18 protein-coding genes, 1 tRNA gene and 1 pseudogene are annotated in these 15,255 nt (G+C 69.8%); 16 read left to right on the forward strand and 4 right to left on the reverse strand.

Annotated features, from left to right (window positions below; translation table 11 throughout):
* Positions 1-229: 229 nt before the first annotated feature.
* The 4 genes from FZC61_RS08255 to FZC61_RS08270 are packed head-to-tail and all read left to right on the forward strand — an operon-like array spanning position 230 to position 3,957.
* Entirely contained in the window at positions 230-1,267 is a 1,038-nt protein-coding gene (locus tag FZC61_RS08255) for a sulfate ABC transporter substrate-binding protein (RefSeq protein WP_148613667.1), read from the forward strand.
* Positions 1,268-1,269: 2 nt separating this feature from the next.
* The gene (cysT, locus tag FZC61_RS08260) at positions 1,270-2,115 is read left to right on the forward strand and encodes a sulfate ABC transporter permease subunit CysT (protein WP_148613668.1); all 846 of its coding nucleotides are present in this window, start codon (positions 1,270-1,272) and stop codon (positions 2,113-2,115) included.
* A complete protein-coding gene (locus FZC61_RS08265; protein WP_246142599.1) occupies positions 2,108-2,962 on the forward strand; it encodes a sulfate ABC transporter permease subunit in 855 nt (284 codons plus the stop codon). Before cysT ends, FZC61_RS08265 begins: the two co-directional genes overlap by 8 nt.
* On the forward strand, positions 2,959-3,957 hold the full coding sequence (locus tag FZC61_RS08270; protein ID WP_148613669.1) for a sulfate/molybdate ABC transporter ATP-binding protein: 999 nt from the start codon (positions 2,959-2,961) through the stop codon (positions 3,955-3,957). Before FZC61_RS08265 ends, FZC61_RS08270 begins: the two co-directional genes overlap by 4 nt.
* An 87-nt stretch (positions 3,958-4,044) precedes the next feature.
* On the opposite strand, the gene FZC61_RS08275 is transcribed toward FZC61_RS08270, so the two are convergent.
* Complete coding sequence (locus tag FZC61_RS08275; RefSeq protein WP_148613670.1) at positions 4,045-4,536, reverse strand: YajQ family cyclic di-GMP-binding protein; 492 nt, start codon at positions 4,534-4,536, stop codon at positions 4,045-4,047.
* 107 nt (positions 4,537-4,643) lie between these two features.
* On the opposite strand from FZC61_RS08275, the gene FZC61_RS08280 reads away from it, so the two are divergent.
* From FZC61_RS08280 to FZC61_RS23655, 11 genes and pseudogenes are all read left to right on the forward strand, one after another.
* Positions 4,644-4,725: transfer RNA gene (locus FZC61_RS08280), tRNA-Tyr, on the forward strand.
* A gap of 192 nt (positions 4,726-4,917) precedes the next feature.
* Positions 4,918-5,760, forward strand: a complete 843-nt coding sequence (locus FZC61_RS23930) for a hypothetical protein (RefSeq protein ID WP_281289801.1) — start codon at positions 4,918-4,920, stop codon at positions 5,758-5,760.
* Between the two features lie 103 nt (positions 5,761-5,863).
* Positions 5,864-6,907, forward strand: a complete 1,044-nt coding sequence (locus FZC61_RS08290) for an LLM class flavin-dependent oxidoreductase (protein WP_148613671.1) — start codon at positions 5,864-5,866, stop codon at positions 6,905-6,907.
* 276 nt (positions 6,908-7,183) lie between these two features.
* A complete protein-coding gene (infA, locus tag FZC61_RS08295) occupies positions 7,184-7,405 on the forward strand; it encodes a translation initiation factor IF-1 (protein WP_134765350.1) in 222 nt (73 codons plus the stop codon).
* 29 nt (positions 7,406-7,434) lie between these two features.
* A complete protein-coding gene (gene rpmJ, locus FZC61_RS08300) occupies positions 7,435-7,548 on the forward strand; it encodes a 50S ribosomal protein L36 (RefSeq protein ID WP_004008316.1) in 114 nt (37 codons plus the stop codon).
* Between the two features lie 157 nt (positions 7,549-7,705).
* A complete protein-coding gene (gene rpsM / locus FZC61_RS08305) occupies positions 7,706-8,083 on the forward strand; it encodes a 30S ribosomal protein S13 (protein WP_148613672.1) in 378 nt (125 codons plus the stop codon).
* Positions 8,084-8,154: 71 nt separating this feature from the next.
* The gene (gene rpsK, locus FZC61_RS08310; RefSeq protein ID WP_148613673.1) at positions 8,155-8,559 is read left to right on the forward strand and encodes a 30S ribosomal protein S11; all 405 of its coding nucleotides are present in this window, start codon (positions 8,155-8,157) and stop codon (positions 8,557-8,559) included.
* A 26-nt stretch (positions 8,560-8,585) separates the two neighbouring features.
* Complete coding sequence (gene rpsD / locus FZC61_RS08315) at positions 8,586-9,194, forward strand: 30S ribosomal protein S4 (protein WP_148613674.1); 609 nt, start codon at positions 8,586-8,588, stop codon at positions 9,192-9,194.
* A gap of 116 nt (positions 9,195-9,310) precedes the next feature.
* On the forward strand, positions 9,311-10,327 hold the full coding sequence (locus tag FZC61_RS08320; RefSeq protein ID WP_148613675.1) for a DNA-directed RNA polymerase subunit alpha: 1,017 nt from the start codon (positions 9,311-9,313) through the stop codon (positions 10,325-10,327).
* Positions 10,328-10,581: 254 nt separating this feature from the next.
* Positions 10,582-11,175, forward strand: coding sequence for a 50S ribosomal protein L17 (rplQ, locus tag FZC61_RS08325; protein WP_148613676.1), 594 nt, complete (start codon positions 10,582-10,584; stop codon positions 11,173-11,175).
* A 174-nt stretch (positions 11,176-11,349) separates the two neighbouring features.
* A pseudogene (locus FZC61_RS23655) lies at positions 11,350-11,571 on the forward strand (sigma factor); the annotation flags it as partial.
* 151 nt (positions 11,572-11,722) lie between these two features.
* On the opposite strand, the gene FZC61_RS08335 reads toward FZC61_RS23655, so the two are convergent.
* Entirely contained in the window at positions 11,723-12,703 is a 981-nt protein-coding gene (locus FZC61_RS08335; protein WP_211357164.1) for a ketopantoate reductase family protein, read from the reverse strand.
* Between the two features lie 49 nt (positions 12,704-12,752).
* Between FZC61_RS08335 and FZC61_RS08340 the strand changes: the two genes are divergently transcribed.
* Positions 12,753-13,754: a 4-hydroxy-3-methylbut-2-enyl diphosphate reductase gene (locus FZC61_RS08340; RefSeq protein WP_148613678.1), complete on the forward strand. Its 1,002-nt coding sequence runs from the start codon at positions 12,753-12,755 to the stop codon at positions 13,752-13,754.
* An 8-nt stretch (positions 13,755-13,762) separates the two neighbouring features.
* Here FZC61_RS08340 and FZC61_RS08345 read toward each other — a convergent pair whose 3' ends face one another.
* Positions 13,763-14,125, reverse strand: coding sequence for a GtrA family protein (locus tag FZC61_RS08345; protein WP_170286027.1), 363 nt, complete (start codon positions 14,123-14,125; stop codon positions 13,763-13,765).
* A 38-nt stretch (positions 14,126-14,163) separates the two neighbouring features.
* On the reverse strand, positions 14,164-15,192 hold the full coding sequence (locus FZC61_RS08350; RefSeq protein ID WP_246142600.1) for a glycosyltransferase family 2 protein: 1,029 nt from the start codon (positions 15,190-15,192) through the stop codon (positions 14,164-14,166).
* Positions 15,193-15,255: the final 63 nt, after the last annotated feature.

The raw sequence follows: 15,255 nt of genomic DNA on the forward strand, positions 1-15,255 counted from the left end.
CGCTTCGTCTGCCTGGTCCCCACGATAGTCGGCGCTTGTCACCCGACCGGGCAGTCCTGCCAGTCGGAAGGTGACCCTCGCCACGTCGGCCCGCGTGGCGGTCCGGGTCGTCGGACCGGATCGGCGCGTCTGATTCGCATCTATTACTAATCTTGATTAGTCTGATCGAGTTAAAGATTCAGCACGCGGCACCGCGGGGCCGGTGCCCTCCGACAGACAGGGACGACAGATGAACAAGACGCTCAGGATCGCGGCCGTCGCGACGACCGCCGGGGTGCTGGCCCTCACCGGGTGCTCGAGCGACTCCGGTGACGGTGACAACGTCACGGTGGTCGGCTACTCGGTGCTCGAGAGCGCCAACGAGAACCTCTTCAAGGCCTTCCAGGACACCGACGCCGGCAAGGACGTCACCTTCGACGGCCCGTCGTACGGCGCGTCGGGCGAGCAGAGCCGTGGCGTGGCCGACGGTCAGAAGGCAGACCTCGTGCACTTCTCGCTCGAGCCCGACATGAGCCGCCTGGTCGACGCCGGCCTGGTGGCCGACGACTGGAAGGACAACGAGACCAAGGGCATCTGCACGCAGTCGGTCGTGGTCATGGTCGTCAAGCCCGGCAACCCCAAGGGCATCGAGGGTTGGGACGACCTGGTCCGCGACGACGTCTCGATCGTGACCCCCAACCCCGCCTCCTCCGGCTCGGCCAAGTGGAACCTCCTCGCGGCGTACGGCGACGAGATCGCCCAGGGCGGCACCGAGGAGGAGGCCAAGGCCTACATGGAGAAGTTCTTCGACAACGTCGCGGCGCTGCCCGACTCCGGCCGCGACGCGACCACCGCGTTCACCTCCGGCACCGGCGACGTGCTGCTGTCCTACGAGAACGAGGCCATCCTGGCCCGTCAGAACGGCACCGACTTCGACTACGTCGTCCCCGACACCACGCTGCTCATCGAGAACCCCTGCGCGGTGACCGAGGACGCCGAGAACCCGGACGCGGCCAACGCCTTCCTCGACTTCCAGAAGAGCACCGAGGGCCAGACGCTCTACGCCGAGACCGGTTTCCGCCCGCTCCCGTCCGCCGGCGTCACCGACGTGACCGTCAAGGGCGCCAACGACGAGGCCGACCCCTTCCCGGAGCCGACCACCCTGCTGACCATCGACGACGACTTCAACGGCTGGGACGAGGCCAACGACCTCTACTTCGGCGACGGCGAGGACGGCAAGCCGCTGGGCATCCTCACCGAGATCCAGGCCCAGTTCGGCCAGGGCTGACCATGGCCGCCACCGTCGTCACCGCGGACGGGCCGACGCGCAAGCGTCGGTCCGTCCGACCGGGCGCCATGACCCGGGGCTCCACCCTCGGGCTGGGGATCGGCATGGTGTGGTTCAGCCTGCTGGTCCTCATCCCGCTGGGGGCCGTCGTGGTCGAGGCGTCCGGCGGGGGCCTCGACACCTACCGGAGCATCTTCACCAACAGCCAGACCTTCAATGCGCTCAAGCTGACGGTGGGGGTCTCCCTGCTCACCACGGCGCTCAACATGGTGATGGGCACGATCATCGCCTGGGTCCTGGTCCGCGACCGCTTCCGCGGCAAGGCGATCCTCGACCTGGTCATCGACATCCCCTTCGCGATGCCGACGATCGTCGCGGGCCTGGTGCTCCTGGCGCTCTACGGCAGCCAGGGCCCGCTGGGCACCGAGTTCGAGAACACCCGCAAGGCGGTGTTCCTCGCGATCGCGTTCGTGACGCTGCCCTTCGTGGTCCGCACGGTGCAGCCGGTGCTCGAGGAGATGGAGACCGACGTCGAGGACGCCGCGGCCTCCCTCGGGGCCACCCGTGCCACGACCTTCCGGCGCATCGTGCTCCCCACCCTGGTCCCGGCGATCTTCGCCGGGGCGGCGCTGTCGTTCGCGCGCGGGATCAGCGAGTACGGCTCCCTGGTGCTGCTGTCGGGCAACCTGCCCAACCAGACCGAGGTGACGTCGTTCCGCGTCGCGTCGATCCTCGAGGGCGGCAACCGTCCGGCCGCGGCCGCGCTCGCGACCGTGATGCTCGTGGTCGCGCTCATCGCCATCGTCGCCCTCGACGTGACGCAACGACGGCTGGCCCGACGTGGCTAGCGCGAGCGCGGCGGTCGGCAACCGCTCGGTCGCCCTCACCTGGTTCCTGCGGGTCCTGGTCGTCGGCTACCTCGTCATGATCGTGGCCCTGCCGACGGGACTGGTCGCCCAGAACACCTTCAAGGACGGCCTCGGTGGGCTGCGGACCGCCCTGAGCGATCCTGACGTCGTCCACTCGCTCCTGCTCACGGTCCGGGTGGCCGTGATGGCCGTCGCGATCAACCTCGTCTTCGGCGTCGGCATGTCGCTGCTGCTCGTCCGCTACGAGTTCCCGGGCAAGCGCGCCCTGTCGGCCCTCATCGACCTGCCGCTCGCGGTCTCGCCGATCGTCGTCGGCCTGGCGCTGGTGCTGGTCTACAACCCGCGCTACGGGTTCTTCGGCCAGCCGCTCAGCGACCGCGGCATCGACATCGTCTTCGCCACCCCCGGCATCGTGATGGCCACCTGCTTCGTGGCCCTGCCGCTCATCGTGCGCGAGATCGTGCCGGTGCTCGAGGAGATGGGCGACGACCAGGAGCAGGCCGCCCGCAGCCTGGGCGCCAACAGCCGTCAGACGTTCCTGCGGGTCACCCTGCCCGGCATCCGCTGGGCGATCGTCTACGGCGTCGTCCTCAGCCTGGCGCGTTCCCTCGGCGAGTTCGGCGCGGTCAAGATCGTCGCCGGCAAGTCGATCGGCGACAAGGAGACGGCGACGCTCCTGGTCCAGCGCGAGTACCAGAACTTCCACCAGGACGTCGCCTACTCGGTGTCGTTCCTGCTCGTCGTCGCCGCCGTCCTGTGCCTGGTGGTCGTCGCGATCCTGCGCCCGTCCACCAGCCACCACGCAACCCCGAAGGTGAAGCAATGAGCATCGAGGTCAAGAACCTGCACAAGCGCTTCGGTGACTTCGTCGCGCTCGACGACGTCACCGTGTCCCTGCCGACCGGTCAGCTGACCGCCCTGCTGGGTCCCTCCGGCGGCGGCAAGTCGACGCTGCTGCGCATCATCGCCGGGCTCGACTCGGCCGACGAGGGCTCGGTGACCATCGAGGGCGCCGAGGCGACCCACCTGCCGCCCCAGAAGCGCAACGTCGGCTTCGTCTTCCAGCACTACGCCGTCTTCAAGCACATGACGGTGGCCAAGAACGTCGCCTTCGGCCTGGAGATCCGCAAGCGGCCCAAGGCCGAGATCGCTGAGCGGGTCGACGAGCTGCTCAAGCTCGTCCACCTCTCGCAGTTCGCCCACCGGCTGCCCTCGCAGCTCTCCGGTGGCCAGCGCCAGCGGATGGCACTGGCGCGGGCGCTGGCGGTCGAGCCGTCGGTGCTGCTGCTCGACGAGCCGTTCGGGGCCCTCGACGCGAAGGTCCGCAAGGAGCTGCGCGACTGGCTGCGCCGCCTGCACGACGAGGTGCACGTGACGACCGTGTTCGTGACGCACGACCAGGAGGAGGCCCTCGAGGTCGCCGACGAGATCGTGGTCATCAACGAGGGTCGCGTCGAGCAGGTCGGCACGCCCGACCAGCTCTACGACTCGCCCGCCAACCCCTTCGTCATGGGCTTCCTCGGCGAGGTCACCGACCTGGGCGGCGTCGCCCTGCGTCCGCACGACATCGAGGTCAGCGTCGAGCCCGGCCCCGACACCTCCGTCAGCGGCACCGTGACCCGGCTGCTGCGGGTCGGCTTCGAGGTGCGGGTCACCGTGACGGCCGACGACGGCTCGCAGGTGCTCGTCGTGCTCACCCGCACGCACGCACGGGCCCTGGACCTGGCCGAGGGCACCCGGGTGTGGCTCGCCCCGGCCCGCGGCGCGACCACCATCGTCGCCGGCCCCGGCCGCGCCGAGCCGGAGCTCACCCGCGCCTGACGGCGTACGACCTGGGCACGTTCGACGCAGAGCCCCTCCCCGCCGCGGCGGGAAGGGGCTCTGTCGTCAGCGCGGGGTCAGCGCACGTCAGCGGTAGTTGGTGAACTGCACCGCGAAGTCGTAGTCCTGGCCCTTGACCAGGGCCTGGACGGCCTGGAGGTCGTCGCGCTTCTTCGACGAGACCCGGAGCTCGTCGCCCTGGATCTGCGCCTTGACGCCCTTGGGGCCCTCGTCGCGGATCAGCTTGCTGATCTTCTTGGCGTCCTCGCTGGTGATGCCCTCCTTGAGGACGATCGCGATCTTGGACTGCTGGCCGGAGGCCCTCGGCTCGGAGGCGTCGAGGATCTTGAGGCTCTGCTGCCGCTTGATCAGCTTGTCCTTGAAGACGTCGAGCACGGCCGTGGCCCGGTCGTCGGCGGAGGCGGTGATCTCGATCGCCTCGGTGCCCTGCCACTCGATCGTGGCTCCGGTGCCCTTGAAGTCGAAGCGGGTCGCGATCTCGCGGGCGGTCTGCCCGAGGGCGTTGTCGACCTCCTGGCGGTCGATCTTGCTGACGATGTCGAACGACGAGTCGGCCATGTGGGTGGTGCTCCTCCTGCTGGTGGGGGCGATTTACGTCTTCGTGGGCGGGCTGCGCTATTGTCGTCCCTCGTTGCCGGCCGTTCCAACACGGCCCGAGACACCCCGGCAGGTTGCCCGAGCGGCCAAAGGGAGCTGACTGTAAATCAGCCGGCACAGCCTACGCTGGTTCGAATCCAGCACCTGCCACCGAGGGCCCGACGTTCTCCGTCCGGGCCCTCGAGACTTTTTGTCGGCATCTGCGCGAACTTCTCGTGCGTGGCTTCAACAAGACCTCGAGTCCAGCCGTAGGTCCCCACAATCTGGTCCGGGCTCGGCAACGGATCAGGGACTACGTGGTCCGGGGTGGGCCACGTCACACCGATGAAGGGTCCCTCTCCCATGCTCCCAACCCCGAAGTTCCTCGCCGGCAAGCGCCCGAGCGCCCCGATGATCGTGTCGACCATGGCGCTCGTGGTCGCCCTGGGCGGCACCTCCTACGCCGCCACGCAGATCGGCAGCAACGACATCAAGAACGGCGCGGTCACCTCGCCCAAGATCAAGGACGGGACGATCAAGCCGATCGACCTCGCCCCGGGCACCGTCCGCACCGGCCCGGCCGGCCCGGCCGGTCCCGAGGGCCCGCAGGGCCCCGCCGGCGCTGACGGCTCCCCGGGCGCCTCCGGCGCGGTCGGACCGGCCGGCCCGACCGGCCCCACCGGACCTGCCGGCCCCCAGGGCCCCGCCGGCGTCGGCCGCTGGGTCTACGTCGGTCGTGACGGCACGATCCTGGCCCAGTCGGGCGGCTTCACCCTGGTCGCGGGCTACCCGACGCTGGCCAACACCGCGGTCCCGCCGGCGCCGGACAACTCGCTGCGCGCCAACGGCAACGTCTACATCAACGCCAACGAGGACCTGTCCGACAACGCCATCGTCGCCACGGTCGTGCTGCAGAACACGATCGAGCAGGACGGCAACTCCAACACCAACGGGCGCTTCGCCGGCGCCGACGGCAACGCCGAGTTCTCCGGCGAGATCGCCGTCAGCCGCTGCAACTTCATGGGCAACACCGGGGTCCCGATCCCGACCAACTGCGCGCCGGCCGGTGCCCAGAACGCCACGAGCTTCGTGGTGAGCCCGCGCCTCAGCGACGGCCAGGTGACCACCGGCGACGCCGCCACGGGCAACCGCAAGGCGTTCTACGTCGTCATCACCGGCGACTCGAGCGACTACGTGGCGCCCTGACCCACCAGCACCACCCGAGCGACGGGCGCCGACCCCACCGGGGGCGGCGCCCGTCGTCGTGCGCGCGGGGAATGCCCCGGCCCGACCGCCGGTTGCCGCAGTGATGACGAACCTCTCCGTGCTCGACCTCGTGCCCGTCCGCTCCGACCAGACCAGCGGTGACGCCGTCGCCTCCTCGCTCCGACTGGCGCAGGTCGCCGACGAGCTCGGCTACCAGCGCTACTGGGTCGCCGAGCACCACAACATGCCGGCCGTCGCCGCGACCAACCCGCCGGTCCTGATCGCGATGCTCGCCGGGGCGACCCGACGGATCCGCGTCGGCAGCGGGGGAGTGATGCTCCCCAACCACGCGCCCCTGGTCGTGGCCGAGCAGTTCGCGCTCCTCGAGGCCGCCTACCCCGGCCGCATCGACCTCGGCATCGGCCGGGCGCCCGGCACCGACCAGGTCACCAGCTGGGCGCTGCGCCACGGGGCCGGCGGGGTCAGCGACGACAACGTCACCCACTTCCCCGAGTACGTCGACAACGTCATCGCGATGATGGACGCCGGCGGCGTCGGGGTGCGGGTGCAGGGACGCACCCACGTGCTCCACGCGACACCGCGGGCCACCGGCGTCCCGCAGATCTGGCTGCTCGGCAGCAGCGACTACTCGGCCCGGCTGGCCGCCGAGAAGGGCCTGCCCTACGTCTTCGCGCACCACTTCTCGGGCTCCGGCACAGCCGAGGCGCTCGACCTCTACCGCTCGCAGTTCCGGCCGTCGTCGGACCCCGACGGCCTGCGCGAGCCGCGCACCTTCCTCACGGTCAACGCCGTGGTCGCACCGACCGACGACGAGGCGCGCCGGGCGGCCCTGCCCAACCTGCTCACGATGCTCTCCCTGCGCTCGGGGCGATTGCTGCAGGCCCAGGAGCTCGTCGAGGAGGCCGAGAAGCGCGAGCTGACCCCCGACGAGCAGCACCTGGTCGACGCGATGGCGCAGCGCTGGGTCGTCGGTTCACCCGCGACCGCCCGGGCCCAGCTCGACGCCCTCGCGGCGGCGTACGGCGTCGACGAGGTGATGGTCAACCCGGTCGCCGGGGCCCACGTGGGCACCGAGCCGGCCTCGGCGCCGCTGCGCGAGGAGACCCTGCGGCTGCTCGTCGCCTGAGGTCGGCGGGGCCCGTCGGGCGCGACCCGGTGGATTCGTGTTTCGAGGCCGCCGGACCCTAAACTGGTGTGTCGGCCCAACATGGGTCTGTTTCGTGACGCCTCGCGGCTGCTCGAGCCGGTGGTGAGCACCCCGACCAGGAAGTTCTGGTCCGTGTTCTGCGCTGTGCCCGGGAAGAGGTGTCCCGCAACGACCACGTGAGGTCCACGGCTCCGCCGGAGTCGAGGTTCCCGGGCCGAACGGTAGAACACCACGACGCGATCGGATAGTGAGGACATGCCGAAGAAAGAAGGCGTGATCGAAATGGAGGGCTCCATCACGGAGGCCCTCCCCAACGCGATGTTCCGGGTGGAGCTCAGCAACGGCCACAAGGTCCTCGCGCACATCAGCGGCAAGATGCGTCAGCACTACATCCGGATCCTCCCCGAGGACCGGGTCGTGGTGGAGCTCTCGCCGTACGACCTCACCCGCGGTCGCATCGTCTACCGGTACAAGTAACCGCCAGCCGACCATCAGAAAGGGCTGACATGAAGGTCAACCCGAGCGTCAAGCCGATCTGTGACAAGTGCAAGGTGATCCGTCGCCACGGCCGCGTCATGGTGATCTGCGAGAACCCGCGTCACAAGCAGCGCCAGGGCTGATCCGCAAGGATCACCCGCTCCACAACTCAACACCACATCAACGCGATCGCTAGGCGGGCCAGCCCCGCTGAAGCACCTCCGGAGCAGAAGGCCGGAGCCGGGTCACGACCCGGACGCATCGCGTACGAAACCTCTGCAGGATCCGAAAGGCCATCACATGGCACGCCTCGTCGGCGTCGACCTCCCGCGCGACAAGCGCGTCGAGATCGCGCTCACCTACATCTACGGCATCGGCCGTACCCGTTCCCAGCAGCTCCTCGAGCTCACCGGTGTCGACCCCAACACGCGGGTGCACCAGCTGGGCGACGACGAGCTGGTCAAGCTCCGCGACGAGATCGAGCGCCTGGAGTTCAAGATCGAGGGTGACCTCCGTCGCGAAGTCCAGGCCGACATCCGCCGCAAGATCGAGATCGGCAGCTACCAGGGTCGCCGCCACCGCATGGGCCTTCCGGTCCGCGGTCAGCGCACCAAGACCAACGCGCGCACCCGCAAGGGCCCCAAGCGCACGGTTGCCGGCAAGAAGAAGGCCAAGTGACCGGTCTGCTCGCGCAGACGTCACCGCCTTCCACCACTGACCAGCTCACCCAGTTCACCAGGAGATAACCGATGCCTCCCAAGGCTCGCGCGGCCGGCGCCAAGAAGGTCCGCCGCAAGGAGAAGAAGAACGTCGCTCAGGGCGAAGCCCACATCAAGAGCACGTTCAACAACACGATCGTGACCATCACCGACCCCACCGGGGCCGTGATCTCGTGGGCCTCTGCCGGCACCGTCGGCTTCAAGGGCTCGCGCAAGTCGACGCCGTACGCCGCCCAGATGGCCGCCGAGGCCGCCGGTCGCCGTGCGATGGAGCACGGCATGAAGAAGATCGACGTCTTCGTCAAGGGCCCCGGCTCGGGCCGCGAGACGGCGATCCGGTCCCTGGGTGCCATCGGCCTCGAGGTCGGCACCATCCAGGACGTGACCCCCGCCCCCCACAACGGATGCCGCCCGCCCAAGCGCCGGCGCGTCTGACCCCCGACAGAACAGGAGACTGACCCATGGCTCGTTACACCGGACCCATGACCCGCAAGTCCCGCCGTCTCGGGGTCGACCTCGTCGGTGGGGACGCGGCGTTCGAGAAGCGCCCCTACCCTCCGGGGCAGCACGGCCGCGCGCGCATCAAGGAGAGCGAGTACCGCACTCAGCTGCAGGAGAAGCAGAAGGCCCGCTTCACCTACGGCGTGATGGAGCGCCAGTTCTTCAACTACTACGTCGAGGCCGCCCGTCGTACGGGCAAGACCGGTGAGAACCTCCTGCAGCTGCTGGAGTGCCGTCTCGACAACGTGGTCTACCGCGCCGGCTTCGCCCGGTCGCGTCGCCACGCCCGCCAGCTGGTCGTCCACGGCCACTTCTTGGTCAACGGCCACAAGGTCGACATCCCGTCGTTCCAGGTGACCCAGTACGACATCATCGACGTCCGCGAGAAGTCGCTGCAGATGACGCCGTTCATCGTGCAGCGCGAGACGTTCGGCGAGCGCGTCGTCCCGGCCTGGCTGCAGGTGCTCCCCGAGCGGATGCGCATCCTCGTGCACTCCGTCCCGGTGCGCGCGCAGATCGACATGCCGATCCAGGAGCAGCTCATCGTGGAGTACTACTCCAAGAAGTGAACCCGTCGGGCCGCCGGACGACCTCGTCGTGCGGCGGCTCGTCACTCTTCTCGTCATCACCGGCAATTGCAATCTGGGCCCTCATATAGCGGTCGGCCCGGGAAGGAAACAAACAAGTGCTCATCGCACAGCGCCCCACCCTGTCGGAAGAGTCCGTCGGCGAGTTCCGCAGCCGGTTCGTCATCGAGCCCCTCGAGCCCGGCTTCGGCTACACCCTCGGCAACTCACTGCGCCGCACCCTTCTCTCGTCGATCCCCGGTGCCTCGGTCACGAGCATCAAGGTCGACACCGTCCTCCACGAGTTCTCGACGATCGAGGGCGTCAAGGAAGACGTCACCGAGATCATCCTCAACCTCAAGGGCCTGGTCGTCTCCTCCGAGCACGACGAGCCCGTCACCATGTACCTGCGCAAGTCCGGTGCCGGTGACGTCACGGCCGCCGACATCGCCCCCCCGGCCGGTGTCGAGGTCCACAACCCCGACCTCAAGATCGCGACGCTGTCCGACAAGGGCAAGCTCGAGATGGAGCTGGTCGTCGAGCGTGGCCGCGGCTACGTCTCCGCGGTCCAGAACAAGGGCAACGACAACGAGATCGGCCGGATGCCGGTCGACTCGATCTACAGCCCGGTCCTCAAGGTGACCTACAAGGTCGAGGCCACCCGTGTCGAGCAGCGCACCGACTTCGACAAGCTCGTCATCGACGTCGAGACCAAGCCGTCGATCCTGCCCCGCGACGCCATCGCGTCGGCCGGAAAGACCCTGGTCGAGCTCTTCGGCCTGGCCCGCGAGCTCAACGTCGAGGCCGAGGGCATCGACATCGGCCCGTCGCCCGTCGACGAGCAGCTCGCCGCCGACCTCGCCCTCCCGGTCGAGGACCTGCAGCTGACCGTCCGGTCCTACAACTGCCTCAAGCGCGAGGGCATCCACACCGTGGGTGAGCTCATCAGCCGCTCGGAGCAGGACCTCCTCGACATCCGCAACTTCGGTGCCAAGTCGATCGACGAGGTCAAGGCCAAGCTGGTCGAGATGGGTCTGTCCCTCAAGGACAGCGCGCCCGGCTTCGACCCGCACGCGGCCCTGGCCGCCTACGGCGACGACGACGACGACGCCTTCGTCGAGGACGAGCAGTACTGAGCTGATCGGCGCGAGCGTGTCGCCCGATGCGCGTGTCGCCGCCGGTACCTGGCCCTGTGGCCGGGTTGCCCTTTGGCGTCGCCACGCGCGGGCGCCACGCTGCCGCGCTGGATCGGCAGCACGACCGCACCACACGGAGGTCGCGGAGGTTGCGCTAGCAACCGTCACGAGACCACCTCGCAGCACCGCAACACCCCGTCACCACCACCTCTAGCCCGGGTACCTCGTACGGCCCGGGAGGATCGAGAAGCACGATGCCCGCTCCCAAGAAGGGCGCCCGCCTCGGCGGCAGCCCCGCCCACCAGCGCCTCATCCTGGCCAACCTGGCCAGCCAGCTCTTCGAGCACCGTCGGATCACGACGACCGAGGCCAAGGCGCGCACGCTACGTCCCCACGCCGAGAAGCTCATCACCAAGGCCGTCAAGGCGCACAAGGGCGACAACCCGCTGCACCAGCGTCGCGAGGTCCTCAAGACCATCCGCGACAAGGGCGTCGTCCACGAGCTCTTCACCGAGATCGCGCCGGCCTTCGCCGAGCGTCCCGGTGGCTACACCCGGATCACCAAGATCGGCCCCCGCAAGGGTGACAACGCGCCGATGGCCGTGATCGAGCTGGTGACCGAGGCCTACGAGCCGAAGGCGTCGACCAAGAAGGCCGCCCCGGCGCCGGTCGTCGAGGACAGCGTGGTCGAGGACGAGGTCGTCGAGACCGAGGCCCCCGAGGCCACCGAGACCGAGGCGACCGAGACCGAGGCGACCGAGACCGAGGCCACCGAGACCGAGACCGCCGAGGAGTCGACCGACGAGGTCGCCGCCGAGGAGTCGACCGAGGACGAGCCCAAGGCCTGACCTCAGCACCGCGCGACCGAGGGCCCCGTCACCGCTGGTGACGGGGCCCTCGTCACGTCTGGACGACTCAGGCGAGCCCGACGCTTCGCAGGCAACCGTCTCGGGTAGCCGGGTGGTACCACCAGCATGAACGACACCACGGCGCTCGAGGCGCCGCCGAGGAGCGGGGAACCGATGGAGTCGAGCCACGCACGTCGCGTCGACTTCGACGAGTTCGTCGTCGCCCGGTCCGGGGCCCTGCTGCGCACGGCGTACCTGCTGACCCGTGACCACCAGCTCGCCGAGGACCTCCTGCAGGCGTCGCTGACCAAGGCGTGGTTCGCATGGGGTCGCACGCACGGCAACCCCGAGGCCTACGTCCGCAAGATCATCGTCAACACCTACAGCTCGTGGTGGCGGCGCAAGTGGAACGGCGAGGACGCCACCGAGGACCTCCCCGACCGGGTGGTGCTCGACCGCACCGACACCGTCGACGCCGGTCACGACCTGTGGGAGGCGACGGACCGGCTACCGCGCCGCCAGCGCGCGGGTCATTCGCGTTGCACCTCTACGAACGCGCCGACTGAGCGTCCAGCGTCTCGAGGAGCCCCGCCGCGGACACGGTCCGTGGTGGGGCTCCGCGGCGCACGACGTCGTGGACGGTGCGACGGGTCAGCTCGTTGGCCGGAGTCGGTACGCCGTGCAGGCGGCCCAGCAGGACGACCTCGCCGTTGAGGTGGTCGGCCTCGACGTCGCCGGTACGCCGCTGCACGCTCTGCCAGGACGACGACCCGACCCCGTCGCGGTCGACGAGCGGGCGCAGCAGCTCTCCGCGGCGCGCCCGGTCGTCGGCCTCGCTGGTGACGGGGATGCCTGCGGCGGCGAGCACCTGCTCGCCCTCGGCCCGGCAGCGGTCGACGAGCTCGGCGGCGTCGTCCCCGGGGCGGCACGCGGCGTCGACCGCGTTGCCGAGGTTCATCAGGAGCTTGCGGTGCTTCCAGGCCATGACGTCGGGCCGCGGGACGCTGTCGAACCCGGCCGTCACCAGGTCGGCGGCGACCGCCTCGTCGACCGCGTCGACGCCGCCGGGGTAGCGGCCCACGTCCAGAAGCCCCGGGCGGCCCGCCGAGTGGATCGTGACCCGCCCGGGTGACAGGTGGCTGGCCGGCATCATCACGGTGACGCCGTGCACGTGCTCGACGTGGCGCAGCAGGGCCCGCTCGTTGCAGACCCCGTTCTGCAACGACACGACCGGGACCGAGGCCGGCCGGTGGGGTTCGAGACCGGCGATCGCGCCGGCGGTGTGCTGCGACTTCACCGCGAGCAGGACGACGGTGTCGTCGGTCCACGCGACCTCGGCCAGGGAGCCGACCGTCGGCACCGGCACGGTGACCTCCTCGTCGTGGCCCACGGTGAGGCGCAGTCCGCCCGCGCGCAACACGGCGAGGTGCTCGCCGCGGGCGACGAGGGTGGTCGCGAGTCCTGCACGGTGCAGCAGGCCGCCGACCCCGCCGCCGATCGCCCCGGACCCCACGACGACGTACCTCACCGAGACATCACGAATCCTGTCTACCAGCCCCGGTCCGTAGACTGGGGCCATGACCACCGACGTCGGGATGCCATCGGTCCTCAGCCCCGAGGACGCCGAGCGCGCCGTGCTGCTCGCAGCCCCTCGCGGCTACTGCGCCGGGGTCGACCGTGCGGTCGTCACCGTCGAGAAGGCGCTCGACCTCTACGGCGCCCCGGTCTACGTCCGCAAGCAGATCGTGCACAACAAGCACGTCGTCGCCGACCTCGAGTCGCGCGGCGCCGTCTTCGTCGAGGAGATCGCCGAGGTGCCCCAGGGGGCGACCGTCGTCTTCTCCGCCCACGGGGTCTCGCCCGAGGTGCACCGCGAGTCGGCCGAGCGCGGGCTCAAGACCATCGACGCCACCTGCCCGCTGGTCACCAAGGTCCACCACGAGGCCCGGCGCTTCGCCGACGACGACTACGACATCCTGCTGATCGGGCACGAGGGCCACGAGGAGGTCGAGGGCACCGCCGGCGAGGCCCCCGACCACATCCAGCTGGTGCAGAGCCCGGCCGACGTGCCGGGCATCGTCGTGCGCGACCCCGCCCGGGTCGCCTGGCTGTCGCAGACCACCCTGTCGGTCGACGAGACCCTCGAGACCGTCGCCGCGATCCGCGAGCGGTTCCCGCTGCTGCTCGACCCGCCCAGCGACGACATCTGCTACGCCACCCAGAACCGCCAGCTGGCGGTCAAGGAGATCTCCCCCGACGCCGACCTGGTGATCGTGGTGGGCTCGGCCAACTCCTCCAACTCCGTGCGCCTGGTCGAGGTCGCCCTCGACGCCGGCGCCAAGACGGCCTACCGCGTCGACGACGTGACCGAGATCGACGAGGCCTGGCTCGAGGGCGTCAGCACCGTCTCGGTGACCTCGGGTGCCTCCGTGCCCGAGGTCCTGGTCGAGGGCGTGCTCGCCTTCCTCGCCGAGCGGGGATACCCCGACGCTCGTGCGGTCCACTCGGCCGAGGAGTCGCTGGTCTTCTCGCTCCCCAAGGAGCTGCGCCGCGACCTGAAGGCCGCTGGGCGCTCCTGACGCCCCGCTCAGGCGGCGGGGTGGGCCTCCGCGGTCGTGGCCGGCCAGACGACGTAGCGGTAGGCCGCGAAGTTGGCGACGAACGAGACGCCGATGGAGAGCACCTTGACCACCAGCAGCTGGTCGACCACCTGGAGGAACAGGTGGATGAACACCGGTTGCAGGACCCACATCACGACGCCGGTCGTGGTCAGGAACAGCGCGGCGTGGCGCAGCGTGAGCCGGCCGGCCTTGAAGGTGACCAGGCCGTTGACGACGAAGCTGAACGACATGCCCGCGCTGGTCGAGACGAAGTTGGCCAGCACGATGCCGAGGGCGTCGTGCAGCAACAGGAACAGGCCGAGGTCGAGCAGGGTGTTGACGACGCCCACGGCCGCGAAGCGGACCAGCGTGGGCGTCAGGAGCCCCTTCAGCGTCGGCTCCGCGGGGTCGTGTCGCCGTCGCGAGGCCCGCGGGCGGTGAGCGCGAGCGAGTAGAGCGGCCGGTCCTTGGCCTCGACGTAGACGCGGCCGAGGTAGGTGCCGATGACGCCCATCATGATCAGCTGCAGTCCGCTGAGCAGGAACATGCCGACCCCGAGGAACGCCCAGCCGGGCACCGAGCTCTCCGGGCGCAGCAGGCGTACGCCGAGCACGTAGAGGGCCAGCAGCAGCGAGAACGCCGAGATGGCGAAGCCCAGGCGCGAGATCCAGCGCAGCGGTGCGGTCGAGAACCCCACGATGCCGCTGGCGGCGAACGAGATCATCTTGCGCAGCGGGTAGCCCGTCTCGCCGGCGAAGCGCGGGTCGCGGTCGAAGAGCAGGGCCTCCTGCCGGAACCCGACGTGGGCCACGATGCCGCGCAGGAAGCGGTCCTGCTCGCGGTAGCGTGAAACCTCGGCGACGACCTTGCGGTCCATGAGCCGGAAGTCGCCGACGTTGCGCGGGATCTCGGTGTCGGCCATCCGGTCGAGCAGCCAGTAGAAGCCGAACGCCGTGGCCCGCTTGAACCGGGAGTCCTGGCGGCTGCGGCGTTGGGCGAAGACGACGTCGACGCCGTCCTCCCACATCTCCACCATCTGCAGGCTCACGGGGGGCGGGTCCTGCAGGTCGGTGTCCATGATGATGACGGCATCGGCCTCGGTGCAGGCGTCGAGGCCGGCGGTGACCGCGACCTGGTGGCCGAAGTTGCGCGAGAAGCTGAGCACGGTGACCCGGTCGTCGTCCGCCCGCAGCTTGAGCAGGTGGGCCAGCGAGTCGTCGCGGCTGCCGTCGTCGACGTAGACGAACTCGAAGGCCAGGTCGGGACGCGTCGCCGTCGCCTCCACCAGGGCGGCGTGGAAGGCGGCGAGCCCGGCCTCCTCGTCGTAGACGGGCAGGACGTAGGCGATCGTCGTCCGCGCCGGGGGCGGCCCGGCCTGCGGGTCGACCTCGTGGTCCTCGTCGTGGGTCGGGGCCACCTGTCCTCCTCGTTCGGTCTGCTGGGACCTTGGTAGCAGCAGACGTCCCGCCCCCAACTGTGC

It is taken from the genome of Nocardioides rubriscoriae (assembly GCF_008087085.1).
In the GTDB taxonomy this organism is placed as follows: domain Bacteria; phylum Actinomycetota; class Actinomycetes; order Propionibacteriales; family Nocardioidaceae; genus Nocardioides; species Nocardioides rubriscoriae.